We start from the raw sequence: 23,660 nt of genomic DNA on the forward strand, positions 1-23,660 counted from the left end.
ATGAGCGATATCATCACCATTTCGGGTCAAATCACCCCTGACGAGGTCAGACAACTTGCCCAGCAAGGCTACAAAACCCTCATCAATAACCGCCCTGACAACGAAGAACCAAATCAACCAAGCTCTGCACAAATCGCTGCTGTCGCTGCCGACTGTGGCATTGCCTATCAGCAAATCGCTTTTGCAGGTGGCATGCTTGAGATGCACCATGTGCAAGCCTTTGCTGATTTTTATAACCAAACCGAGCGTCCGCTGCATATTTTTTGTCGCAGTGGCAACCGCTCAAGCATTATTCTGCAAGCCGCCCGAGAGCATGATTTGCTTGATGACTAAAGCTGTTGCAGATGGTCTATTTTGTGGCTTAATATGGCATAAAACGCACTTTTTTAGTACAATAAGTCCAATTTGATTGATAACCAAACAGCCGATAAGCGATAATTATGACAAAACACATTCCCATCTTGGATAAAAACGACATTGCCAAAATGCAACTTGCTGGCAAACTTGCCGCTGATGTATTAACCATGCTTGATGAATATGTCAAAGTAGGTGTCAGCACAGGCACGCTTGATGATATTGCCCATCGCTATATCACCGAAGTGCAAGGAGCAATCCCAGCACCGCTGAATTATAATGGCTTTCCAAAATCCATCTGCACCTCCATCAACCATGTCGTCTGCCACGGCATTCCTGACCACGAACGCATCTTAAAAGATGGCGATATTATTAATATTGACATCACCGTCATCAAAGATGGCTACTATGGCGATACCTCAAAAATGTGGGTGGTCGGCAAACCTACCATCATGGGCGAAAGACTGTGCCGTGTCGCCCAAGAGGCTCTCTATGCTGGCATGAAAGTCGTTAAAAATGGTGCAAGACTGGGCGATATCGGTGCTGCAATTCAAGCCGTGGTCGAGCCTGAGCGTTTTAGCATCGTCAGAGAATTTTGTGGACATGGCATTGGCAAGAGTTTTCATGCAGAACCACAAGTGCTGCACTACGGCAAAGCAGGCACAGGCATTGAGCTAAAAACTGGCATGGCACTTACCATTGAGCCTATGATTAATCAAGGGGTCTGGCAAACCAAAGTCCTAAAAGACGGCTGGACAGCGATCACCAAAGACCGCAAACTATCCGCCCAGTGGGAGCATACCATCATTGTTACGGATACAGGCTGTCTTGTTACCACCGCCAGAGATGACGAGGATTTGAGTTTTTTAAATAACTAAACATCAAGGCAAGTGGTGCTTGATAATCCACTTGCCGCCATTGCCATTTGCCCAATGTCCATGACGCAATACGCCCAACTTGACCAAAGCGACAAACTGCTCGCTTATTGCCAACAACTAAAACTGAACCTGCCAACACCGCCCAATCTTACAGATTGTGCAGCCATTCGCCACTATTTGCAAGCGACAAATCACGCCATTGACAAACACCTAAGGCATCGTGGCACGGCAGCAACCGAACAAATCGGCACGCTCATCAATATCCGCACACTGGTTATTGATGAAGTGCTAAGTGCCTTATTTGCCCATCATCTGCCTGATGATTGTGCCTTATTTGCCATTGGTGGCTATGGTCGCTGTGAGCTGCTGCCCGCCTCGGACATTGATATTTTATTGATTGGCGAAAACATTCATGCCACCCAAGCAAACATTGAGCAATTTGTTGCCAGCCTGTGGGATATTGGCATTACGCCAGCATTTTCGGTACAAGACAAAACCACACTGGATACAGCTGTCAGCGACCAGACCATTGCTACTGCTTGGCTGGACGCACGACTGGTTGCTGGCAATGTATCATTCATAAATTTACCTTTCAATACTGTTAAAAAAAACTGGTCAATACAAGCATTCTACACCGCCAAAATCAACGAAGCAAAACAGCGATATCTCTCGCACAATGCCACCGAATACAACCTTGAGCCACACATCAAAAACGCCCCCGGTGGTCTGCGTGATTTGCATATTTTGCACTGGCTTTCACGATTTTATTTTGGGCAAGACAGTTCTGATGCTGTAGCGAACTTCATCAGCCAAGATGAACGCCAAGAAATCATCGCCGCCCAAGAGTTTTTGTGGTGCGTGCGTCATCATCTGCATACGCTGGCAAATCGCAACGAAGACAGGCTGCTGTTTGATTACCAAAAAAGCCTCGCCGAACGCTTTGGTTATTATCAGCCGAACGAACAAGCTACGCACCACGACATCACCGCCGCCTTGGAGGTGATGATGCGGCAGTACTATCACCATGCCATGCGTGTGGCAACGCTGTCGGAGATGCTTTGTGCTTATTTTGCCGAAAATTACCTGACAGATACATCGCTTGCTCTTTGTTCTGGTGAACGCACGGTGATTGATGATAATTTTTGTTTAATCAGCACAAAAGACACAGATGGCAAACTGGTAACAAAAATCCATGCCAACCATGCTGATACTTTTAGCAACAACCCTGCCAATTTGCTGAAAATTTTTTTAATCATGGGGCAGCAAGGCATCAACAAAATCACCGCTGCCACCTTGCGTGCCATTAATCAAGCCAGCCTGCTGATTGATGATGATTTTCGCAACCAAAGCCAGCACCGTCAATTATTCTTGGCAAATTTACAACAGAGTAATTATTTGTTTCATCGCCTAAGGCTGATGAAACGCTTTGGCGTACTGGGCAATTATCTGCCCGCCTTTGGGCAAGTGATGGGGCTTATGCAATACGATTTGTTTCATCGCTATACGGTTGATGCTCACACGCTGTTTTTGGTGCGGATTTTGCACCGTTTTGAGACGGACAGCACAGGAAAATATGGCTTGGCAAGTGAAGTTTATCAAAAAATCGCTCGCAAAGACATTCTTATCATCGCTGCGATTTTTCATGATATTGCCAAGGGTCGTGGTGGCGACCATGCCAAATTGGGAGCGGTTGATGCTTATCAATTCTGCCTAGATCACGGCATGAGCGAATCGGACAGTCAGCTGGTTCGCTGGCTGGTGCTTGAGCATCTAACCATGTCGCTTACCGCCCAAAAACAAGACATCAGCGACCCTGATGTCATTACTCGCTTTGCAGAATTTAGCGAATCAATCGCCAGACTTAATCATCTGTATGTGCTGACCGTTGCCGACATGAACGCCACCAACAGTCAGCTTTGGAACTCATGGCGTGCCACCTTGCTCAAGCAGCTATACACCAGCGTCCACCGCGTGCATAGCTTAGGGGTGCATACTGTTGATAAAGACAAAGTCATCGCCTTACGCAAAACCGCTGCCAATGATTTACTTATCCAACAACACCACACCCAAGAACAAATAACCGCCCTCTGGTCTGGCTTTGGTGAAGAATATTTTCTCAAACAAAAAGTAAGCGACATTGTCTGGCAAACCACACAAATCTTGGCAAATAAGCACAAGCTAACACTTGGCGAGCCAATCATTACACTAAGACGACACGATGAAGTCTCGCTAAGAGGTATTCAATTGCTCGTTTGCACCCCAGATCAGGACAATTTATTTGCCACCACCGTATGCGTTTTGGACAAAATGGGGCTAAGCGTCCTAGATGCGACCATCATCTCTGCAAGCATTGACGATACTGCAATGGCGCTTGATTGCTATGTGCTCATTGATAGGCATGGTGCAAACTGTGATACCGATTTATTATCCGATTCACACCGCCATCATGAATTGGTTGATAAACTTCGCACAAGCCTTCACCACCAGCATCTTTGCACGCCACCAAAAACCTTCAAAACCACCAGCCCACTTCGGCATTTTAACCTGCCAACACAAGTGCATTTTGCCAAAGCAACCACGCTGGCTCAGCAAGGTCGCCACCAAATGCAGCTGATTACCAAGGACAGACCATCATTGCTTGCCAAGATTGGAGCGGTATTTAGTGAATTGTCCGTGCAGGTGCATGGGGCAAGAATTACCACTTTGGGCGAGCGTGCCGAAGATATGTTTTATTTAAGCAATCAGCACGGCGAGCTGCTTAGTGATGATAAATTAATACAAATAAAAGAAAAACTTATCAATATCTTGGACAATTAGCCACACTGATGCACTTTGCCCAAAATCTCACTTAACAAACTTAAGCAACATTATGTAAATCAAGCCGTATTTTTCTCACAAAAATGCCACAAATTCAGCTGTCCAATGGTGGTATTTTCGGCAAATTTGTGCCAAAATATCGTCCATTAGTATCGCAATTTTGGCAAAATGCCGAGCAAAAATATCACCGAGAAGAACTCATGAAGCTCCCTTACAAGTTTATACTATCAGCAGGACTTATGCTTGGTAGTGTCGCACTGGCAAATCAGCCCAGTAGCACACTCACCGTTGATGAAGAATCGCTACCTGCCTGCACCAAAACCGCCCTGCCAGAAGGCGTGGAATTTGCCATCATCTATCCTGATTGTGGCTATGTTGATGGCTTGGCACCTGTCATCAAAGAAGGCAAATACGGCTTTGCTGACACCACAGGCAAGCTGGTCATCGCCACCGCTTATCAAGAAGCCCACCCATTTAGCAACAATTTGGCACTGTATCGCCAAAATGGCAAATATGGCTACCTAGATCGCACAGGCAAAGTTGCCATCAAGCCACAGTTTGAGGACGCATGGGGATTTTGGGAAGGTCGTGCCAAAGTTGCCCAAAATGGCAAATATGGCTTTATTGACAGCACGGGCAAAATGGTCATCAAACCACAGTTTGAGGTGGTTGGCGACTGGTTTGAAGATGGCTTGGTGCTGTTTAAACAAGGTGATAAATACGGCTTTTTGGACAAATCAGGTAAAGTTGCCATCAAGCCACAGTTTGACTCCGCCAAAAGCTTCTCCGAAGGGTTGGCAGCCGTTACCAAAAAAACAGGATTGACGGACGCACAAGGCGTGCCTTTGCATAAATTTGGCTTTATTGACACCACAGGCAAGGTGGTCATTGAACTAAAATACGACCTTGTTTATGACTTTTTCATGGGTGCCTCCTATGTGGTTGATGGCGAATCATCATACTATATTGACAAATCAGGCAACCGTACCAATATGCCAAAATATCAATAAAACCAAAAGCACTTGCAATATTTGCAAAAGCAGTCTATAATCAGAAAATCAGGGGATGTTCTGGCTTCGACGCTGGTAGCGAAACCTAATGATGCATGTCAAGAGCGTATGCCTCTTGTAAATCAACATACATTTAAAATAGTCGCAAACGACGAAACTTACGCACTAGCTGCCTAAGGGCACTTGGGACGGCACAGATTGCCTTTGGTCTGGTTGCTCTCCCCGATGCGAACGCACAAAGGATAGTGGCTGTTAGCGTTGCGATGACAGCTGCGAAATCTTAGCAAATCGTCCAATCCATCCTGACTGTCGGTTCGGTGCGGATTAAAGCCATAGACAGAATCTAAGCATGTAGACTCATAGATGTAGTGCTGGCGGACGCGGGTTCAACTTCCGCCATCTCCACCAATCATATAACCACACACAACCACATATCACAAAAAACCCTAGATAAATCAATTATCTAGGAATTTTTTATTGCCATTTATTGCCACCTATTACCGCCTATATTATAATCATTTTTGTATCTCTATTTGTATCTCTCTACGTTCACAAAAATGGAGATACAAAACAGATTGGCTGGAATGCTAGTTTACTTTTTAAACCCACGCTAGCGATTGCAACCATGCCAAAACACAAAATAACAAAGAAATACTTTTTACAAAGTTAGCCATCTTAATGCTTTAGCTGCTTTTTTTATTTTAAAAAATAAGAAAATGAAAAATAGAAAAAGCAAGGAAATAAATTTAACCGCACCCTCTGCCAAGCAGACAACAATCACCGCTCGCCGAAGATTGCCGTGCCGATACGCACCATCGTTGAGCCATGTGCCACTGCCTCGTCCATATCGCCACTCATACCCATGCTAATACTGTCCCAATGCGGCAAGACATAGCGTGTCGCCATCTCATCAAACAACGCCTTAGTTCGCATAAAAGCATCGCCACTCTCTTTGCTTGGCAACACCATCAGCCCACGCAAAGTTAGGTTTTGGCATGCCGACACCGTCTCAATCAAGGCAGGCAGCTGCTCAATACAGCAGCCAGATTTGCTCGCCTCATTATCGATATTTACCTGAATCAGCACCTGCAAAGGCGACATACCCTCACGCTGTTCATTTAGCCTTGTGGCGATAACCTCTCGCTCAAGCGTATGCACCCAATCAAAATATTTGGCGATATCCCGCGTCTTATTACGCTGAATGCTGCCAATATAATGCCAAGTAATATCAAGGGCTGATAATTCGTCTATTTTTGTGATGGCTTCTTGCAGATAATTTTCACCAAAATCAACCTGACCTTCGGCAAATAACGCCGCCACCATAGCAGCGGGCTTGGTTTTTGAGACAGCAATCAAGCGTGCAGCATTGCCACGCTTGTGGGTCTGGTTGGTAGTATTTAATAAATTTTTAATATTTTTATAATTATCAATTAATTTTTTCTTGTCAAATTGCGTTGCCATAACCACTTACCCACGGATTTTTGCTGTTTATATTTAGAAGAGATTTGGTAAATTTACCGCCTAAAATCTCATTGTAGCACAAATTTTATAACCCAAAGCAAAACTTGAGAAAATCGCCAAAATTTGTTTTAATAATTCACAAACCTCTGCACATTAAAATTTCAAGGAATGACAATGCAAACCTCCGCCACGCTTGATGCCCTACTTAATTTGGTACGCCAACAATCAGCCTCTGATTTGCACTTATCCACAGGTCGCCCTGCCGTGCTAAGAATTGATGGCAGATTGGTTGTTGCCAATGATACACCGCTTGATTCTGATACCATCACCGCCATGCTGGGTTTGCTTATGCCAAAGGTGGAATTTGACAGCTGGCAACAAAAGCACGAGTGCGATTTTGCGTGTGATACCACACAGGGTCGCTTTCGCATTAACGCCTATCACACCCATCAAGGGGCGGCGGTAGCGATTCGTGCATTGAACAGCACCCTTGTTGGCATCGATATGCTGACGAACAATGCTCATATTCATCAAAGTCTGCAAAAAATCGCCTCGCTACAATCAGGTCTGGTACTGGTTACTGGTGCAACAGGCTCTGGCAAATCCACCACGCTGGCTGCTTTGGTTGATTATATTAATGAGCATCGAGCAGCACACATTCTAACGATTGAAGATCCGATTGAATTCATACATGAATGCAAATCATCGCTCATCAGCCAGCGTCAAGTTGGCACAGATACGCAGAGTTTTGAGCAGGCGTTGCGTGCTGCTCTTCGCGAGGATCCTGATGTGATTTTGGTTGGTGAATTGCGTGATCTGCAGACGATTCGCTTGGCACTGACCGCTGCAGAGACAGGTCATTTGGTTTTGGCGACTTTGCACACCATGAGTGCCAGCAAGAGTATTGACCGTATTGTTGATGTCTTTGACGCTGCCGAAAAGCACATGGTACGCACCATGCTTGCCGACTCACTACAGGCGGTGGTCGCCCAAAGACTACTGCCTGCAACAAATGGCGGTCGTGTTGCTGCTTTTGAGATTTTGTTACGCACGCCTGCTGTGGCAAATCTTATCCGAGAAAACAAATCTGCTCAGCTGCCCTCAGTGATTCAGACAGGGCTATCTGCTGGCATGATAAGCCTTGAGTCCAGCCTAAACCATCTATTAAGACAAGGCAAAATCAGCCAAGAGACAAAAACTCTTGCCATCACTCAACAAAATCTCTGATAACGGACAATCAAGCACACGCCATTTAACTTCAGCCATCTTATCAAAAATACAAAACCCCAAATCAGCTTTGAGGTTTTGGATTGGCTTGTCAGCCATAAGCGGTTAAACCGTGAGGCTTATTTTGCCTCTGCGGTGGCTTTTTGGCATTCTGGGCTATCACACACGCCATATAGCACCAGCGAATGTCCAGACAGTTTAAAATTATACTCTTGTGCCACCTTAAACTGCTGCTCTTCGATGATGCTGTTACGAAACTCCATCACCTTACCACAAACATCACACACCAGATGGTCATGATGCTCTTCTTGAGCAATTTCAAAAACGGACAAATTGTTCTCAAAATTATGTCGCTCAACGATACCTGCCTGCTCAAACTGTGTCAAAACACGGTACACAGTTGCCAAGCCAACATCCTCACCCTGCTCTGCCAACGCACGATAAACATCTTCGGCACTCATGTGGTGATGGTCGGCATTTTCAAGCAGTTCCAAAATTTTGATGCGTGGCAAAGTAACTTTTAGCCCTGCTTTTCGCAAATCTTTATTGGTGAATGCCATAAATTCTTACCCCTTGCTTAATTCAGATTATTCTTTGTCATTGTGCTATAATGTACCACAAAAATCGCAATCTTGCACCCAAAAATCATCAGATAATCTCAAACACGCTCATCAATTTAACAAATCATGCCATCGCTGCTTTATTATGACAAGTAAAACACAAAAGATACTTGCATAATCGCAAAGTTATGTTTAATATGTGGCTAGCACAATGTAAACAAGGATAACCCATGACAAAATCTACTTTCCTATTTGCAAGTCTAAGCCTTGCCGCTACAGTTGCCCTGACAGGCTGTAATGCGTTTCGCGTCTATACCATTGATTTGCCACAAGGTACGCCATTGACTACCCAACAAGCCAGCCAAATTCAAGTTGGTATGTCAATGAACCAAGTGCTTTATTTGCTTGGCTCGCCTGCATTGAGAGATACGCTGGCACCCAACCGCTGGGATTATATTTATGACTATACCGCTGGCACTGATGGCAAACGCCAGAAAAAAGCAAATATCAAAAATGCCTCGCAATACCTAAGCATCTATTTTGATAATCAAGGACGCGTAGCACGCATTGATGGTCGTGATAGCCTGCCAGCTCAACGCTAAGCAAAATGCCTCAACAATTGAGGCATTTATTTGCCCATTTTTAAGTATTGATTTGATTATTGATTGCGATTTTTGGCAATTTTTTCACGCACAAAACCAATCACCACTGGCAAAATACTAAAGATAATAATACCAAAAATCACATAAGTAAAATTATCTTTAATCACTGGCTGATTACCAAAAAAATAGCCCAAAAGCACAAAAGAGCTAATCCACAAAAAGCCGCCGATGATGTTATAGCTTAAAAAATATTTATAATCCATACTGCCTGCCCCTGCCACAAAGGGTGCAAAAGTGCGAGCAAAAGGGATAAAGCGGGCAAAAATAATCGTCTTGCCACCATGCTTGGCAAAAAATTTCTGTGTATTCACCAAATGCTGTTTGTTAATCCAGCGAGAGTTAATCTCAAACACTTTTGGCCCGATATATTTACCAATGTGATAATTAAGCGTATCACCCAGCACCGCCGCCACAAATAGCAAGCCTATCAGCAAAACAGGATTTAAAGCACCTGTAAATGCCGCCAACGCCCCTGCTGCAAACAACAAGCTATCTCCGGGCAAAAATGGCATGACCACAAGCCCAGTTTCAACAAAAATAATCAAAAATAAAATGCCATAAATCCATAGCCCATAATTCTGAAAAAACACCGCCAAGTACTGATCAATGCTTAAGATAAAATCAATCAACTGCATGACTGCATCCATAATCCGCCCCATTATTTGTCATTATCAAACCGTCTATATTAGCAGAAAATTTGATACACAAAAGTAATTTTTTATTATGAATACTCACCAAATTCTCACAACTTGCCACCATATCAACAAGTGATTTTTTAATTATCATAAAAAACACCCATCAACCAATCGGTCAATGGGTGTTTTTGTGCTGTTACTTAATCATCAAGCTCGTCAAATTCAAGCTCATCATCATCGTGCACATTGATATGGCAGGTATCGCACATAACCACTCCTTAATTGCTGTATTGTTCACGCACTTTTTTGGTCATTGCAATCATATTTGCCAGTGCCGACACGGTTTCCTCCCAGTTGCGAGTTTTTAGACCGCAGTCAGGGTTTACCCATAGGCGTTCTTTTGGCACATATTTAATCGCCTCATCAATCACCACCTGCATATTTTCGCTGCTTGGGGTGCGTGGCGAATGAATATCGTACACGCCCGGCCCGATGGCATTGGCGTAGCCGTTACCTTTGAAGGCATCAAGCAATTGCAAGCCTGAGCGTGCCGTCTCGATAGTGATGACATCAGCGTCCATGGCACTGATATGCTCTAGGCAATCATGAAATGACGAATAGCACATATGCGTATGAATCTGGGTGCTTTCGTGGGCGATTGAGCATGAATGCTTAAACGCATTGACCGCCTGATTCCAATAATGTGCCTGATCGGCCTGTTTTAGTGGCAAACCCTCGCGGAAAGCTGGCTCATCAATCTGCACAATATGAATGCCAGCGTCTTGCAAATCACCCACTTCTTGATTGATTGCTTCGGCGATTTGTAGGCGTAAAATATCACGAGTTTTGGTATCGCTTGGAGCAAATGACCAGTTCAAGATGGTAACAGGGCCTGTAAGCATACCTTTCATCGGTTTATCTGTTAGGCTTTGGGCGTATTTAATCCACGCCACAGTCATCGCCTTAGGTCTGCTGATATTGCCCACAACAATCGGTGGACGCACACAGCGAGTGCCATAACTTTGCACCCAGCCATTTGCCGACACCCAAAAACCGTCCATATACTGTGCAAAATATTCCACCATGTCCGTGCGTTCGGCTTCGCCATGGACAAAAACATCAATACCCAGTTTTTCTTGCTCGTCAATGCTGCGTTTAATTTCCTCTTGCATAGCGGTCTGATAATCCGCATCTGACAAATCGCCCTTATTCCATGCGGCACGAGCCTTGCGAATCTCTACCGTCTGCGGAAATGAGCCGATGGTTGTGGTCGGAAATAGCGGCAAGTTTAGCTTGGCTTGCTGGGCAGCATAACGACTGGCAAATTGACCTGCACGCACTTTGGCACCGTCCAATGCCAAACTCAAATCCAGTGCCACAGCATTGGCATCAGGGGCAATCTCACCTGTGGCAAGTTTTGCACAAATCGCCACTTCGCCCAGTTTTTGCTTGGCAAAAGCAAGTTTGCCCTGCAATTGCTCAGGCACGGTTTCGTGTGCCAAATCCACAGGCAGATGTAGCAGGCTTGAGCCTGAACCCACCCACAAACGATCGGCCAATTTGCCATAGGCTTCTGCCAAAATCTCTGCTGCTGCTGCCTGATCGGTGGTCCATACAGAACGGCCATCAACCACGCCTACTGATAAAATTTTGTGCGTTGGCAGCTGATCGATTACCTGCTGCACATATTGCTTGGGCTGCTTGGCACGCGTAATATCAATATGAATGCCCGCCACTGGCAAATTGCACGCCGTATTGATATTGTTGCCCAATGTATCAAAATAGCTAGCAACGATAAGTTTTGGCGGAATGCGTTGCAAAGTGCTGTAGGCACGCTCAAATGCCTGTTGCCATTTGCCGTCCAAATCAAGGCTTAAAATCGGCTCATCTAGCTGTGCATATTCCACACCCAATTCGCCAAGCTGTCCAAGCAATTTGCTATAAGCAGGAATCAGTTTATCAAGATGAGTGGTCTTATCCTCAAGCTCACTGCTTGACAGATACAAAAAAGAAACAGGACCAACCAAGACAACCTTGATGGGTTTGTTCACGCCACGCTTTGCCAAAATCTCTTTGGTATCAACAACTTGCTTGATAATTTGCTCAAAATCAAGATTGGCAAATGACTCATCTGCCGCAAGCTCTGGCACAAGATAATGGTAGTTGGTGTCAAACCACTTGGTCATCTGCCATGCAGCAGTATCGGCAAATTTGCCCGTATTATCACGACCACGAGCAAAATAAAACTGACGGTCAAAAGTATCAAGATCAGCCGCCCCAGCAAAACGCTTCGGCACAACGCCCAACGCAGTTGCCAAGGTCAATACCAAATCATAATGAGCAAAATCACCTGTGGTAATCAAGGACAAATCTGCATCAATCTGTTCGTTGATATTGCTATTAAACACCGCCTGAATCTGCTCAAGCGTGCTGGCTTTGTCTTGCTTGCCCTTCCAGTATTTTTCTAGGGCGAATTTAGTTTGGCGTTTGTCGCCAATTCTTGGATAACCCAAAATATGCGAGATAACTGTCATCGTTTTTTCCTTTGGTTTCTTAGATGATTAAAATTCACAAAATTTACAAAAACATGAAAATTTTTGATGGTGGCATTATACAAAATTTTTAACATGAATAAAAATCAAATTTTTCATGATATGATGAAAATTATTATATTTACAACCCAAAACAACAATTTATGATAAAGATCAAAGCACTACAAAATCATGCACCTTAATCATCACAAACTGGTGAAATGCAATGACTAATAATATTTTTTGGAAGGATATAGCGATAGCAAATTGGATATGCCTGTTTTAAACAGATGCCTTCGCAAATTATTTAAAAAGAAAATACAGCATACAAAGCTCTTATGCAAGAAAGATAAACATTTTGGAATATCTTTAGTGTCCATCATTGTGCTACGCTGTTTTATAGCAGGAATAGAAGCAATATCCCCAAGAAGGCTTGATAATTTTCTCATTATCTTACTTGGAGTTTTATTTTTATTCATTATGGATTTTATTTTATCAATCATCTAAAATAAATCAAAAAATAGTTATAGCAGCAGCCTTCAATCAATTACGCTTCATTAATTTGAACTGTTTTGCCAACCAATGCAAGGGAATTTTATGATAAAGCAAAACTTTTTGCCACGCCTGCTGTCAGTCGCTACACTTATTATACGCTTAGCTTTCAGGCGGGCATGGCGATTTCGCTGGCAGCGATGCCAGTCTATTTTAAAAATGAAAATGCACTTGCCGCCTATGGCATGGCATACTCGGCGATGGCAATTACAGGGGCGTTTTCTTTTCTCTATGGTATGGCAATCAGCAAGGTTCGCTTTGCGTTGGCGGTGCTTATTGGCAGTGTGCTATATGCTTTGGCACTGGCTTTACGCATCTTTACCACGCCGATGGTGGCAGTGATGACCGCAGTTTTGGCTGGTGTGGGAGCGTCTGTTGCTCTGTTGGCTGGACGAGTATGGCTTGTGGAGCTCACCCAAAACAGCCAGCAAAATACCACACAACTAACCGCCATGCGTTCAATTTTATTGTCTGCTTGCACCCTGTTTGGCACAGCTTTTGTGGCACTGTCTGTCCATGCCTTTGGTGATGTGTATTTTTTCTTATTGCTGCTTGCAGCGATGTTGGTCGGCATTGCCAGTATTTTTGCCTATAAAGAAAATCGGGCAGACCGTGGCACTTTGGATAATCATCAGCCAATAAACAATAAATCACAAGTTTCTTTAAGACAGCTTATCACTCTGCCTGTCTTGCTGTTTGCTGGCTCAAGTTTAATCGGTGGGATTTATACAGGTCTGATTAAGCCTTATTTGATTTTGATGTTTGTTGATTATGGCATGGCTGAATCTGGCTCAATTTTTGTGTTTTTGGGTACGGTTTTTGTCGCCATGCTTGCCAATTTTATCCTGCTTCGCTACCATCATCTGATTAAGCAATCCGCCTTTGCTGGGTTTTTTGTGGCGATGATTGCCCTTGTGCTGATTTATCTTGGACTATCTTATGTGCTAAGTTTGCAGCTGGGATTTGTATCCTTGATTATCATTGTCATGCTTCGCAGTGCCTGCCTAAGCCTGACCGCTTCGTTTGAACAGGTGCTGCAATACGATATGCTAGATGCCAGTATTTTGGCGGCGGCACTTGGGCTGATGCAGACGGCATTTTTGGCAGGCGATGCGATAGGTTCACTCATCACCAGTCTGTGGATTATTCCAAAAACCGCGACAGACTACGCTGATCTTTTTCGCTACAGCACAGTGCTGATTGTCATCGAGCTTTTGATGATTTTGGGCATTAAAATCCAAAGCAGGCAAGCCTGTGCCAAAGTATCTTAATCAAGCACTCAGCTTGCTGTGTTTTTCTCCAAAATAATTCACACAAGGCGTCAGGCTTGTTATAATAGCAAATTAACCAAACCATCAACCTTTCCGTGGATTATTTTGCGTCAGGCTTTATATGTTAGAAATTCGCCATTTACAGATGATGAGTGCCCTAAAGCGGCATGGTTCTTTGGCAGATACCGCCGATGAGCTGAATTTATCCGCTTCCGCCATCAGTCATCAACTAAGGGAACTTGAGCATTATTATGACATCACCTTGGTTAATCGCCGCACGCGTCCTGTCAGCTTCACCCCAGCTGGACTGTTGATATTGTCGCTTGCTGATAGTATTTTGCCACAGGTGGCACGCACCAAAGCCGACATCAAGCGACTGGCACATGGGCAGGCAGGCAGATTAAGACTTGCCAGCGAATGCCACAGCTGCTTTGATTGGCTGATGCCGATTCTAAACACCTATCGCAAAAGCTATAGCGATGTTGAGCTGGATTTTGCTACAGGTTTTGACCCTGAGCCGCACCAGATGCTTGCCGATGGCGAAATTGACCTATTAATCACCGCCAGTGATTTGCCGATTGACGGCATCAGCTACCTGCCCTTATTTACTTACGAAAGCCGCCTTGTGCTTTCGCCAGCACACCGCTTGGCAAGCCAAGAGTCCATCAGCACAAACGACCTTATCGACCAAACACTCATCGCCTACCCTGTAGAAGCAAGTCGGCTTGATATTATCGCCAAATTTTTAGCACCCAGTGGCATAAGCCCCGCCAGCATTCGCACCACAGAACTGACAGCGATGCTGATTCAGCTGGTTGCTTCAGAACGAGGCGTGGCAGCCCTGCCCGACTGGGTTGCAGCAGAGTATGAACGCAAAGGCTGGGTGGTATCTCGCCGACTTGGGGCAGGTGTATATTGTCAGCTCTACGCCGCCGTCCGCCAAGACGATGAAAGTTTGGATTATATGAAGGGCTTTTTGGGATTACTCCAAGACATCAAAAAACCATAATTTATCACAACTTCCAAACGCTTATCTGCCCAAAGTTGCTGTTGGCATGGTTTGCTTTATTGTGTAGAAAATTTTATTTCGCACAAAACAGATTGATAATCAAGCCATCAGCAGATGATAAATTGGCAAAACTGCACATTTATTAATATTAATTAAAATTTAATGGTAGATTTTTTATAAACCAAAGGCAATATCAACCCTTAAACAAAACAAAATAGCAAAAATCCGTCAAATTATCATGGCAATAGCAAAATTAATCATCATTTTTATAAAAATTATCTCATTGATTATTATTAAATAATAAAAACAAAAATCATCAAATCTTTATAATAATTGGTTAAATTTACCACACGATTATTGGTCTTTAGACCGATAATTGGCAGCTTTTGCCCACAAAGCCACCGCATAATCGCCATCGCCATGTGATAATCTCTTAATCTTGCATCACTTACAAAAACTGCCATCACTGCACTTTGTGCCGATATACCTTACGCCGTGCTTGTTTTTGGCGTGTTATTTGGCATTGTCAGCTTTGGTGATGGCAAGGCTTGTAATATCCCATCTGGGTACACACGCCACCGCCAAACCATCTGCCTGCCCCTGTTTTAGGCGACAAAACCCTGCATAGGCAATCATCGCACCATTGTCCGTGCATAGCTCAACAGGGGCATAATATACCTTAGCACCAATATCTTGAACTCTCTGCTCCAGCGTCTTTTGCAGCGTGCGATTTGCCGATACGCCACCTGCGATAACCAGCTGTTTTAGCCCTGTTTGCTTTAGGGCTTTGTGGCATTTTTGGGTCAAAGTATCCACCACCGCATACTGAAAACTTGCCGCAATATCAGCACGCACCACAGGGTCGCTGTCTGCATTTGGCGTATCTTTAATCAGATTGTGCACCGCTGTCTTCATGCCACTGAACGAAAAATCCAAACCCTTGTGCAGCATAGGTCTTGGCAACTGATACGCCAGCGGATTGCCAGTTTTTGCCAGTTTTTCAACATTTGGGCCGCCCGGATAAGGCAGGTTGAGCATTTTTGCCACCTTATCAAAACACTCACCCACTGCATCATCAATCGACTCACCCAGCAACTGATACTCACCCACGCCATCGGCACGCACCAGCATGGTATGACCGCCAGAAACCAGCAAGCACACAAAAGGAAATTGTGGTGGATTATCCGCCGCCAATAATGGTGCAAGCAAATGCCCTTCCATGTGATGCACGCCAAGTGCAGGCACACCAAGCCCAAAAGCCAGCGTCCGCCCAAACAACGCCCCAGTCATCAACGCCCCAATAAGCCCTGGCCCTTTGGTATAAGACACCGCATCAATCTGTGATTTGTCAATGCCTGCCTGCATAAGCAACTCATCAAACAGCGGCACCAATTTGCGAATATGGTCGCGACTGGCAAGCTCTGGCACAACGCCGCCGTACATCTGATGCAGTTGCACCTGACTGTACAAAACTTGTGCCAATACACCGCCTTTGCCGTTATTGATTTGGTCATCATAAATTGCCAAACCTGTCTCATCGCACGAAGTCTCAATACCCAATACTTTCATTCATCACTCTTTTGCTGGATTTTACATCAAAATTAACAATCATCGCCTATTATAGCACAACTGTCAATCAGCCTTGCACCCTTAGCCACTTGGGTATATTTGGGTAATTTTGCCAAAAATCCTGCCATCTGTATCACAACGATGATTTGTAAGTAGGCAAAAGCAATAAAGTGTGGCATAATAAGCCGATGCGATTTCAAAAATAACAACCAAACAGGAGTTTGTATGAGCAAATCTACCATCATCTACACCCACACCGATGAAGCACCAGCACTGGCAACTTATTCTTTGTTGCCAATCATCAAAAGTTTTGGCAGTGTTGCCGATATTGACTTTGTTACCAGCGATATCTCGCTGGCGGGTCGCATTTTGGCAAGTTTTCCAGAATTTTTGAGCGAAGAACAACGCATACCTGATGCACTTGGCGAGCTTGCCGAATTGGTAAAAAAACCCGAAGCCAACATCATCAAGCTACCCAATATCAGTGCCTCTGTGCCACAGCTGGTCGCTGCCATTAAGGAATTACAAAGCAAAGGCTATCCACTGCCAGACTACCCAACCAACCCACAAACCGATGAAGAAAAAGAAATTCAAAATCGCTACGACAAAATCAAAGGCAGTGCAGTAAACCCTGTGTTGCGTGAAGGTAACTCAGATCGCCGTGCCCCAAAAGCAGTAAAAAACTTCGCCAAAAAATACCCACACAGCATGGGAGCGTGGGGCAAAGACTCAAAATCTCATGTTGCCACCATGCAAAGCGGTGATTTTTTCCACAATGAACAATCCTACACAAGCGAAACCGCTGACAGCGTAAGCATTGTTTTCACCGACAAAGCAGGTAACAGCCAACCATTACGCAGCCCAGTTGCTCTGCAGGCAGGCGAGATTATCGATGCCACCGTCATGAGCAAAAAAGCTCTGGTATCGTTTTTGCAAGAACAAATCAAAGATGCCAAAGAGCAAGGTCTGCTATTTAGCCTACACATGAAAGCCACCATGATGAAAGTCTCTGACCCCATCATCTTTGGTCATGCGGTCAAAGCGTTTTTTGCACCTGTATTTGAGCAACATGGCGACACACTTGCTGCCATCGGTGTTGATGTGAACAATGGCTTTGGCAATTTGCTTGCCAACTTGGACAAGCTGGATGCAGAAACTCGCACCGCCATCGAAGCAACCATCAGCTATGCCTATGTTACAGGTCCAGAAATTGCTATGGTTGATAGCAACAAAGGCATTACCAACCTACATGTGCCAAGCGATGTAATTGTTGATGCGTCAATGCCTGCCATGATTCGCAACTCAGGTCGTATGTGGAACAGCGAAGGTCAAGCCCAAGATACCAAAGCGGTCATACCAGACAGCAGCTACGCTGGCGTATACCAAGCTGTGATTGATTTTTGTCGTGAGCATGGTGCATTTGATCCGACCACAATGGGCAGCGTGCCAAATGTCGGTCTAATGGCTCAAAAAGCAGAGGAATACGGCTCGCACGACAAAACTTTTGAGATGACCGCCGATGGTAAAGTTGAGGTAATCAACCAAGCAGGTCAAGTGCTGATGAGCCATGAAGTAGAAACTGGCGATATCTGGCGTATGTGCCAAACCAAAGATGCTCCAATCAAAGATTGGGTCAAACTGGCAATCAGCCGTGCCCGCCTAAGCAATACGCCTGCGGTATTTTGGCTTGATGAGCGTCGCCCACACGATGCCAGCATCATTCATAAGGTCAAACGCTACCTAAGCGAGCTGGAAATGAGCGATATTGACGGCTTGGATTTGCGTATTTTATCGCCAGAAGAGGCCACCAAGTTCTCACTACAACGCCTCAAAAATGGCGAGGACACTATCTCAGTTACAGGCAATGTTCTGCGTGATTATCTGACCGATTTATTCCCAATCCTAGAGCTTGGCACTTCGGCAAAAATGCTGTCTATCGTACCACTTATGAACGGTGGCGGTATGTTTGAAACTGGTGCAGGCGGTTCAGCACCAAAACATGTACAGCAGTTTACCGAAGAAAACCACTTGCGTTGGGACAGCTTGGGTGAATTTTTGGCATTGGCGGTGTCGTTTGAACATTTGGCACAAACTACAGGCAACACCAAAGCACAAATCTTGGCAGAGACGCTTGACCGTGCCACCGAACAGTTGCTGCTAAACGACAAATCGCCCAAACGCAAAGCAGGCGAGCTGGACAATCGTGGCAGTCATTTTTATCTGGCACTGTACTGGGCAAAAGAACTGGCTGCACAAACCAAAGATGCTGATATTGCTGCCAAATTTGCTCCAGTGGCTACTGCTTTGGCAGATAACGAAACTGCCATTGTTGCCGAGCTTAGCCAAGTTCAGGGCAATGCCGTGGATATCGGTGGATATTATGCACCTGCATTTGACAAAGCAAGCGAGGCAATGCGTCCAAGTGCCACACTTAACCAAATCTTGCAGCTGCTTGGCTGATTTGACCGTCATCAAAAATGGCTTGTATGTCTACAAGCCATTTTTTATTGCTTTGTTGCCAAACTGGCAAATTTTGGGCAACAAGATGACAAATCAGCCAATCTTAGCACGCAACTTAGCCATAAAATCAATCACAAACCCTGCCAAATCTGTGATTTTATAAGATTTTATTGGTAAATTATTGATTTATAAATATTTTTTAACCAAATCCGCCATCATTTCAATGTGCAGCTCATCGGTGTTTAATGCAGGGATATATTCATACGAGCTGCCACCTGCTTGCAAGAAGTTTTGCCTGTTTTCTACCGCCAGCTCCTCAAGCGTCTCAAGACAATCCGCCGAAAAAGCAGGACTCATCACCTGCACCGATACGCCCGATGCACCCCATTGTCCCAGCAGTTCATCGGTATAGGGCTTGAGCCATTCTTGTGCCCCAAAACGAGACTGGAAACTAATCGCCCACTCGCCTGCCGACAACGCCAATCTATCCGCCAATAATACCGCCGTGGCTTGGCATTGCTTGGGATACGGGTCGCCTTTGTCCGCATACGGCTTTGGGATGCCATGAAAGCTCATCAGCAAACGATCGGCTCGCCCATGCTGTTGCCAATACCGCTCAACACTTTGTGCCAACGCCTCAATATACAAAGGGTGATTGTGATAATCTTTGATAAAATGCAGCTCGGGCAAATTACGCCTTGTCATCAGAAATTTGGCAACCTTATCAAATGCCGCTGCCGTTGAAGTCGCTGAATACTGTGGATACAGTGGCAATAGCACAACCGATTCCACCGCCTCGTCCATCAATTGCTCCAGCACAGCGGTGATTGATGGATTGCCATAAGTGGTCGCCGCATACACAGGCACCTTAATGCCCTTGGCGGATAATGCCTGTCTTAATTGCTCGGCTTGGTTTTTTAGGATTGTCAAAAGTGGTGAGCCTGCTGGCTGCCAGATGCCCTCATAAGCATGTGCCACACGGCGAGGTCTGGTTGTTAGCACAAAGCAGTTTAAAATCACCTGCCAGATGAACTTTGGTATCTCAATGACTCGTGTGTCGCTCAAAAATTCCTTCAGATAACGCCTGACCGCTTGCGGCGTGGGTGCGTCAGGCGTACCCAAATTAATCAACAAAATGGCGGTTTTTTTCTTGGCTGTCATCACAATTCATCTCTTAAAAACAAGACCTAAGTGTAGCATTTTTTTACCAAAAAATCTCATGCTTGGCGGATATTTTTGCCCATGTTGGCAATTATACTGTCATCAATCAACCCAGACCAACATAAGACTTGACAAGTGTTGGCAAATCATTGATTATTTGTACATTAATTGGCATTATTATCACAAGATTGGCATGATGGCAAATAAACTGGCAATATTGAAATTTTGCCAAAACACCCTAGATAGCAACAATAAGCCATCAAGCTGTGTTATTTTTGGCAATTTAGCGTATAATAAGCATTTTACAACAAAAATACAGGATAAGCCATGACCGTCCAAACCTTCACCCCCGAAGCCCGCCCTGCACCAAAAAAAGCCGTGCAAGGCGAAAAACTGCGTGGTTATGACAAAGTGGCACGCATTCCCATCAAGGTTATTCCAACCGTTGATGCCCCAAAAAAACCCGACTGGATTCGTGTCAAACTCTCAAGCCCAGCCGAAGTAGAACGCATCAAATCCACACTTCGCAAACAAAAACTCTATACCGTCTGCGAAGAGGCGGCTTGTCCAAACTTGCCACAGTGCTTTGGCGATGGTACGGCTACCTTTATGATTATGGGCGATATTTGCACTCGCCGTTGTCCGTTTTGTGAAGTGGCACACGGCAGACCCAATCCGCTTGACAAAGACGAACCACGCCACACTGCCGAGACCATCTTAGGACTTGGGCTAAAATACGCCGTGATTACCAGCGTGGACAGAGATGACTTAAAAGATGGCGGTGCTGGGCATTTTGTTGAGGTGATTAACGAATCCAAAGCCCTAAGCCCCAACTGCTTGATTGAAATCTTGGTGCCTGATTTTCGTGGTCGCGAGCAAATCGCCCTTGACTTATTGACCGAAACCGCCCCCGATGTGTTTAATCACAACATTGAGACGGTGCCTCGTCTTTATAAGGCTTTTCGCCCTGGTTCAGATTATCAGCATTCTTTGAATTTATTAAAAGACTACAAAGCTCGCCGCCCTGATGTGGCGACCAAATGTGGCTTTATGGTAGGTTTGGGCGAAACCGAAGAAGAGGTATACGCCCTGCTTGACGACCTAAAGGCACACGATGTTGATATTGTTACCATCGGTCAATACCTTGCCCCAAGCAAAAACCACGCCCCTGTGGATCGCTATGTGCATCCTGATGAATTTGCCCGCTATACCGAATATGGCAAAAAACTTGGCTTTTTTAATATTTGGGCAAATCCAATGGTGCGTTCAAGCTACTTTGCCGACCGCCAATACTATGGCGAGGACTGCCCACCACCTGTGCGTTCTGCCAAAGCTCTTGCCGAAGAAAAATTAACCAAGGCAGAAAAAGGCGAAAAAGGCGGGTGTTTTTAGGAAAAATGAACAAACTTAAGGTTTTAACTTGACAACCTAAACTTGCAAAAGGGTCTTGTTGTGTATTAAGAATTTATGCAAGCAATTTGGCATTATATAACAACTCAACAAAATACACGATGTTATCTTTATCACAAGACAACCAAAAGACCCTGCAAAATTTTCTTGCAAGCGATGTTGCCATACTGAGATTTTGGTCATCAATTTATTACCAATGGCAAAATTAAGCAACCCAAGCACTGAGCGAACCATAAACAACAACCATGACCCAAATTATCCTATCGTCAAACCAAATCCATCGCCTGCATCACACTTTTTTTGTTCCCAAAGGCGAAATCAAAGCAAGTCTGCTCATTGTGCATGGCATGAGCGAGCATAGTGGTCGTTATGCCGATTTTGCCCAATTTCTCGCCAATCACGGTATCTTGGTGGCAACCTATGATCAGCTGGGGCATGGGCAGACGGTCAAGGACAAATATGAGCTGGGTTTTTTTGATGACAAGCACCCTGTACAAACCCTGTGCAAGGATGTGGTTATCATGGCGGATAAATTAAAAGAAATCGCCCCCAATGTACCGCATTTTTTACTGGGGCATTCTATGGGGTCGTTTATTGTACGCACCGTGCTGACGCATCACAGTATGCGTTTTTGTGGGGCAATTTTGATGGGGACGGCGGACAGTTTTGGGGCGATTGCACGCACCAGCCTGCTTACTCTTGGGCTGCTTAACAAAATTGCCGCCAAGCAAAGTAACGAAAAAATCGGCTGGCTTGTCAATCAGTACCTCCTAAACCAGCTTCAAAGCCCCATCAGCACATCACCTTTTGCATGGCTTGCCGAAAATCCCGATGCCATCAGTCGCTTTGAACAAGATAAGTTGTGCGGTTTTTGTTTTAGTAATAATGGCTTTTGGACGCTATTTGGCTTGATGCAGCGTGCTTGTAACCCTGACTGGTATGCCAATATGCCAAGCAACTACCCCATCTTGCTGATAAGTGGCAAAGATGATGCGGTTGGCAACATGGGGCAGGATATTCACAAACTGCACGACAAGCTCATCAAGGCAGGCAAAAATGTCCGTGTGCAACTGTACCCAAATATGCGGCACGAACCACTGCACGAAAAGCAAAATCAGCGAGTTTATCAAGATATTCTACATTGGATAATAAACAAATCCGCATAATATCATTGGCCATGATTGCTTACACAACAACAAGTGAAAATTATGCTTTGTTTGGCAAATGTGCTATAATCAACCATCGTAAGCATTTTTAGGAGTTATCCATGTCAGATTTAGCAACCATCATCGAACAAGCCTTTGAAGACCGTGCCAATTTTACCGCCGAAACTGCCTCTAGCGAGATTCGCCAAGCGGTTGAGGCAGCCATCGAAGGCTTGGACAACGGTTCATTGCGTGTCGCCGAAAAAATCAACGGTGAGTGGATTGTGCATCAATGGCTAAAAAAAGCCGTGCTGCTATCGTTTAAATTAAATGATAACACACCGATTGAATCAGGCGATTTGCATTTTTATGATAAAGTTGCCACCAAGCACGCCAACTGGACTGCTGAACAATTCGCCGCTGCTGGTGTGCGTGTCGTTCCACCTGCGGTTGCTCGCCGTGGCAGTTTTCAGGCAAAAAATGTCGTGCTAATGCCCTCTTATGTCAATATCGGTGCCTATGTTGATGAAGGCACAATGGTTGATACTTGGGCAACGGTTGGTTCATGTGCTCAAATTGGTAAAAATGTTCACCTATCAGGCGGCGTAGGTATTGGTGGCGTGCTTGAGCCACTACAAGCCAACCCTACCATCATTGAGGATAACTGCTTTATCGGTGCTCGCTCTGAGATTGTTGAAGGGGTGATTGTCGAAGAAGGCTCTGTTATTTCAATGGGCGTGTATATCGGTCAATCAACACGAATCTACGATCGCGAAACAGGTGAGATTCACTATGGCCGCGTGCCAGCAGGCTCTGTTGTGGTATCGGGCAGTCTGCCAAGCAAAGATGGCTCACACAGCCTATATGCCGCCATCATCGTCAAAAAAGTCGATGCACAGACGCGTGGCAAAGTCAGCCTAAACGATTTATTGCGTGCTGAATAATCTG

20 protein-coding genes and 1 other RNA gene are annotated in these 23,660 nt (G+C 44.9%); 13 read left to right on the forward strand and 8 right to left on the reverse strand.

Annotated features, from left to right (window positions below; translation table 11 throughout):
* The 5 genes from EL162_RS00005 to ssrA all read left to right on the forward strand — a co-directional run bounded on the left by EL162_RS00005 (position 1) and on the right by ssrA (position 5,467).
* On the forward strand, positions 1 to 333 hold the full coding sequence (locus tag EL162_RS00005) for a protein tyrosine phosphatase family protein (protein ID WP_126329267.1): 333 nt from the start codon (positions 1 to 3) through the stop codon (positions 331 to 333).
* Positions 334 to 440: 107 nt separating this feature from the next.
* Positions 441 to 1,232, forward strand: coding sequence for a type I methionyl aminopeptidase (gene map, locus EL162_RS00010; RefSeq protein WP_076555978.1), 792 nt, complete (start codon positions 441 to 443; stop codon positions 1,230 to 1,232).
* 15 nt (positions 1,233 to 1,247) lie between these two features.
* The gene (glnD, locus tag EL162_RS00015; RefSeq protein ID WP_227543406.1) at positions 1,248 to 4,049 is read left to right on the forward strand and encodes a [protein-PII] uridylyltransferase; all 2,802 of its coding nucleotides are present in this window, start codon (positions 1,248 to 1,250) and stop codon (positions 4,047 to 4,049) included.
* 128 nt (positions 4,050 to 4,177) lie between these two features.
* A complete protein-coding gene (locus tag EL162_RS00020; RefSeq protein WP_078310311.1) occupies positions 4,178 to 5,059 on the forward strand; it encodes a WG repeat-containing protein in 882 nt (293 codons plus the stop codon).
* 51 nt (positions 5,060 to 5,110) lie between these two features.
* Positions 5,111 to 5,467: a transfer-messenger RNA gene (gene ssrA / locus EL162_RS00025) on the forward strand.
* Between the two features lie 369 nt (positions 5,468 to 5,836).
* Here the strand turns inward: ssrA and EL162_RS00030 are convergent.
* Complete coding sequence (locus EL162_RS00030; protein WP_126329268.1) at positions 5,837 to 6,520, reverse strand: YggS family pyridoxal phosphate-dependent enzyme; 684 nt, start codon at positions 6,518 to 6,520, stop codon at positions 5,837 to 5,839.
* A 174-nt stretch (positions 6,521 to 6,694) separates the two neighbouring features.
* Here EL162_RS00030 and EL162_RS00035 point away from each other — a divergent pair, with 174 nt between their 5' ends.
* The gene (locus EL162_RS00035) at positions 6,695 to 7,747 is read left to right on the forward strand and encodes a type IV pilus twitching motility protein PilT (RefSeq protein ID WP_227543407.1); all 1,053 of its coding nucleotides are present in this window, start codon (positions 6,695 to 6,697) and stop codon (positions 7,745 to 7,747) included.
* Between the two features lie 119 nt (positions 7,748 to 7,866).
* On the opposite strand, the gene fur is transcribed toward EL162_RS00035, so the two are convergent.
* A complete protein-coding gene (gene fur / locus EL162_RS00040; protein WP_076556092.1) occupies positions 7,867 to 8,307 on the reverse strand; it encodes a ferric iron uptake transcriptional regulator in 441 nt (146 codons plus the stop codon).
* A 230-nt stretch (positions 8,308 to 8,537) separates the two neighbouring features.
* Between fur and EL162_RS00045 the strand changes: the two genes are divergently transcribed.
* Complete coding sequence (locus EL162_RS00045) at positions 8,538 to 8,909, forward strand: outer membrane protein assembly factor BamE (RefSeq protein WP_126329270.1); 372 nt, start codon at positions 8,538 to 8,540, stop codon at positions 8,907 to 8,909.
* 56 nt (positions 8,910 to 8,965) lie between these two features.
* Here EL162_RS00045 and EL162_RS00050 read toward each other — a convergent pair whose 3' ends face one another.
* Together EL162_RS00050 and metE are read right to left on the reverse strand one after the other, a co-directional pair.
* A complete protein-coding gene (locus tag EL162_RS00050) occupies positions 8,966 to 9,604 on the reverse strand; it encodes a DedA family protein (protein ID WP_126331613.1) in 639 nt (212 codons plus the stop codon).
* Positions 9,605 to 9,882: 278 nt separating this feature from the next.
* The gene (metE, locus tag EL162_RS00055) at positions 9,883 to 12,138 is read right to left on the reverse strand and encodes a 5-methyltetrahydropteroyltriglutamate--homocysteine S-methyltransferase (protein WP_126329271.1); all 2,256 of its coding nucleotides are present in this window, start codon (positions 12,136 to 12,138) and stop codon (positions 9,883 to 9,885) included.
* Positions 12,139 to 12,707: 569 nt separating this feature from the next.
* Here metE and EL162_RS00060 point away from each other — a divergent pair.
* Together EL162_RS00060 and EL162_RS00065 are read left to right on the forward strand one after the other, a co-directional pair.
* Positions 12,708 to 13,958 carry an MFS transporter gene (locus EL162_RS00060; protein ID WP_126329272.1) on the forward strand — a complete coding sequence of 417 codons (1,251 nt, stop codon included), beginning with the start codon at positions 12,708 to 12,710 and terminating at the stop codon, positions 13,956 to 13,958.
* Between the two features lie 121 nt (positions 13,959 to 14,079).
* On the forward strand, positions 14,080 to 14,967 hold the full coding sequence (locus tag EL162_RS00065; RefSeq protein WP_126329273.1) for a LysR family transcriptional regulator: 888 nt from the start codon (positions 14,080 to 14,082) through the stop codon (positions 14,965 to 14,967).
* A 293-nt stretch (positions 14,968 to 15,260) separates the two neighbouring features.
* On the opposite strand, the gene EL162_RS09890 is transcribed toward EL162_RS00065, so the two are convergent.
* From EL162_RS09890 to EL162_RS09895, 3 genes are read right to left on the reverse strand one after another with little or no spacing between them, the layout of a single operon-like run.
* Positions 15,261 to 15,431: a hypothetical protein gene (locus EL162_RS09890; RefSeq protein WP_170161384.1), complete on the reverse strand. Its 171-nt coding sequence runs from the start codon at positions 15,429 to 15,431 to the stop codon at positions 15,261 to 15,263.
* 49 nt (positions 15,432 to 15,480) lie between these two features.
* Positions 15,481 to 16,536, reverse strand: coding sequence for a tRNA (adenosine(37)-N6)-threonylcarbamoyltransferase complex transferase subunit TsaD (gene tsaD / locus EL162_RS00070; RefSeq protein ID WP_126329274.1), 1,056 nt, complete (start codon positions 16,534 to 16,536; stop codon positions 15,481 to 15,483).
* Between the two features lie 32 nt (positions 16,537 to 16,568).
* A complete protein-coding gene (locus EL162_RS09895; protein ID WP_170161385.1) occupies positions 16,569 to 16,715 on the reverse strand; it encodes a hypothetical protein in 147 nt (48 codons plus the stop codon).
* 46 nt (positions 16,716 to 16,761) lie between these two features.
* Between EL162_RS09895 and EL162_RS00075 the strand changes: the two genes are divergently transcribed.
* Entirely contained in the window at positions 16,762 to 18,996 is a 2,235-nt protein-coding gene (locus EL162_RS00075) for an NADP-dependent isocitrate dehydrogenase (RefSeq protein WP_126329275.1), read from the forward strand.
* 186 nt (positions 18,997 to 19,182) lie between these two features.
* Here the strand turns inward: EL162_RS00075 and hemH are convergent, their stop codons facing one another.
* A complete protein-coding gene (gene hemH / locus EL162_RS00080) occupies positions 19,183 to 20,157 on the reverse strand; it encodes a ferrochelatase (RefSeq protein WP_126329276.1) in 975 nt (324 codons plus the stop codon).
* Between the two features lie 327 nt (positions 20,158 to 20,484).
* Between hemH and lipA the strand changes: the two genes are divergently transcribed.
* The 3 genes from lipA to dapD all read left to right on the forward strand — a co-directional run bounded on the left by lipA (position 20,485) and on the right by dapD (position 23,656).
* Entirely contained in the window at positions 20,485 to 21,549 is a 1,065-nt protein-coding gene (lipA, locus tag EL162_RS00085; RefSeq protein ID WP_076556082.1) for a lipoyl synthase, read from the forward strand.
* A 263-nt stretch (positions 21,550 to 21,812) separates the two neighbouring features.
* Entirely contained in the window at positions 21,813 to 22,733 is a 921-nt protein-coding gene (locus tag EL162_RS00090) for an alpha/beta fold hydrolase (protein WP_126329277.1), read from the forward strand.
* A gap of 101 nt (positions 22,734 to 22,834) precedes the next feature.
* A complete protein-coding gene (gene dapD / locus EL162_RS00095) occupies positions 22,835 to 23,656 on the forward strand; it encodes a 2,3,4,5-tetrahydropyridine-2,6-dicarboxylate N-succinyltransferase (protein WP_126329278.1) in 822 nt (273 codons plus the stop codon).
* The last annotated feature ends 4 nt before the right edge of the window (positions 23,657 to 23,660 follow it).

This window comes from Moraxella cuniculi (assembly GCF_900637105.1).
GTDB lineage: Bacteria > Pseudomonadota > Gammaproteobacteria > Pseudomonadales > Moraxellaceae > Moraxella > Moraxella cuniculi.

Coding starts and splice junctions, on each gene's coding strand:
- EL162_RS00005 (WP_126329267.1), top strand. CDS start 1: ATGAGCGATATCATCACCATTTCGGGTCAAATCACCCCTGACGAGGTC.
- map (WP_076555978.1), top strand. CDS start 441: ATGACAAAACACATTCCCATCTTGGATAAAAACGACATTGCCAAAATG.
- EL162_RS00030 (WP_126329268.1), bottom strand. CDS start 6,520: ATGGCAACGCAATTTGACAAGAAAAAATTAATTGATAATTATAAAAAT.
- EL162_RS00035 (WP_227543407.1), top strand. CDS start 6,695: ATGCAAACCTCCGCCACGCTTGATGCCCTACTTAATTTGGTACGCCAA.
- fur (WP_076556092.1), bottom strand. CDS start 8,307: ATGGCATTCACCAATAAAGATTTGCGAAAAGCAGGGCTAAAAGTTACT.
- EL162_RS00045 (WP_126329270.1), top strand. CDS start 8,538: ATGACAAAATCTACTTTCCTATTTGCAAGTCTAAGCCTTGCCGCTACA.
- EL162_RS00050 (WP_126331613.1), bottom strand. CDS start 9,604: ATGCAGTTGATTGATTTTATCTTAAGCATTGATCAGTACTTGGCGGTG.
- metE (WP_126329271.1), bottom strand. CDS start 12,138: ATGACAGTTATCTCGCATATTTTGGGTTATCCAAGAATTGGCGACAAA.
- EL162_RS00065 (WP_126329273.1), top strand. CDS start 14,080: ATGTTAGAAATTCGCCATTTACAGATGATGAGTGCCCTAAAGCGGCAT.
- EL162_RS09890 (WP_170161384.1), bottom strand. CDS start 15,431: ATGGCAGTTTTTGTAAGTGATGCAAGATTAAGAGATTATCACATGGCG.
- tsaD (WP_126329274.1), bottom strand. CDS start 16,536: ATGAAAGTATTGGGTATTGAGACTTCGTGCGATGAGACAGGTTTGGCA.
- EL162_RS09895 (WP_170161385.1), bottom strand. CDS start 16,715: ATGCCACACTTTATTGCTTTTGCCTACTTACAAATCATCGTTGTGATA.
- EL162_RS00075 (WP_126329275.1), top strand. CDS start 16,762: ATGAGCAAATCTACCATCATCTACACCCACACCGATGAAGCACCAGCA.
- hemH (WP_126329276.1), bottom strand. CDS start 20,157: ATGACAGCCAAGAAAAAAACCGCCATTTTGTTGATTAATTTGGGTACG.
- lipA (WP_076556082.1), top strand. CDS start 20,485: ATGACCGTCCAAACCTTCACCCCCGAAGCCCGCCCTGCACCAAAAAAA.
- EL162_RS00090 (WP_126329277.1), top strand. CDS start 21,813: ATGACCCAAATTATCCTATCGTCAAACCAAATCCATCGCCTGCATCAC.
- dapD (WP_126329278.1), top strand. CDS start 22,835: ATGTCAGATTTAGCAACCATCATCGAACAAGCCTTTGAAGACCGTGCC.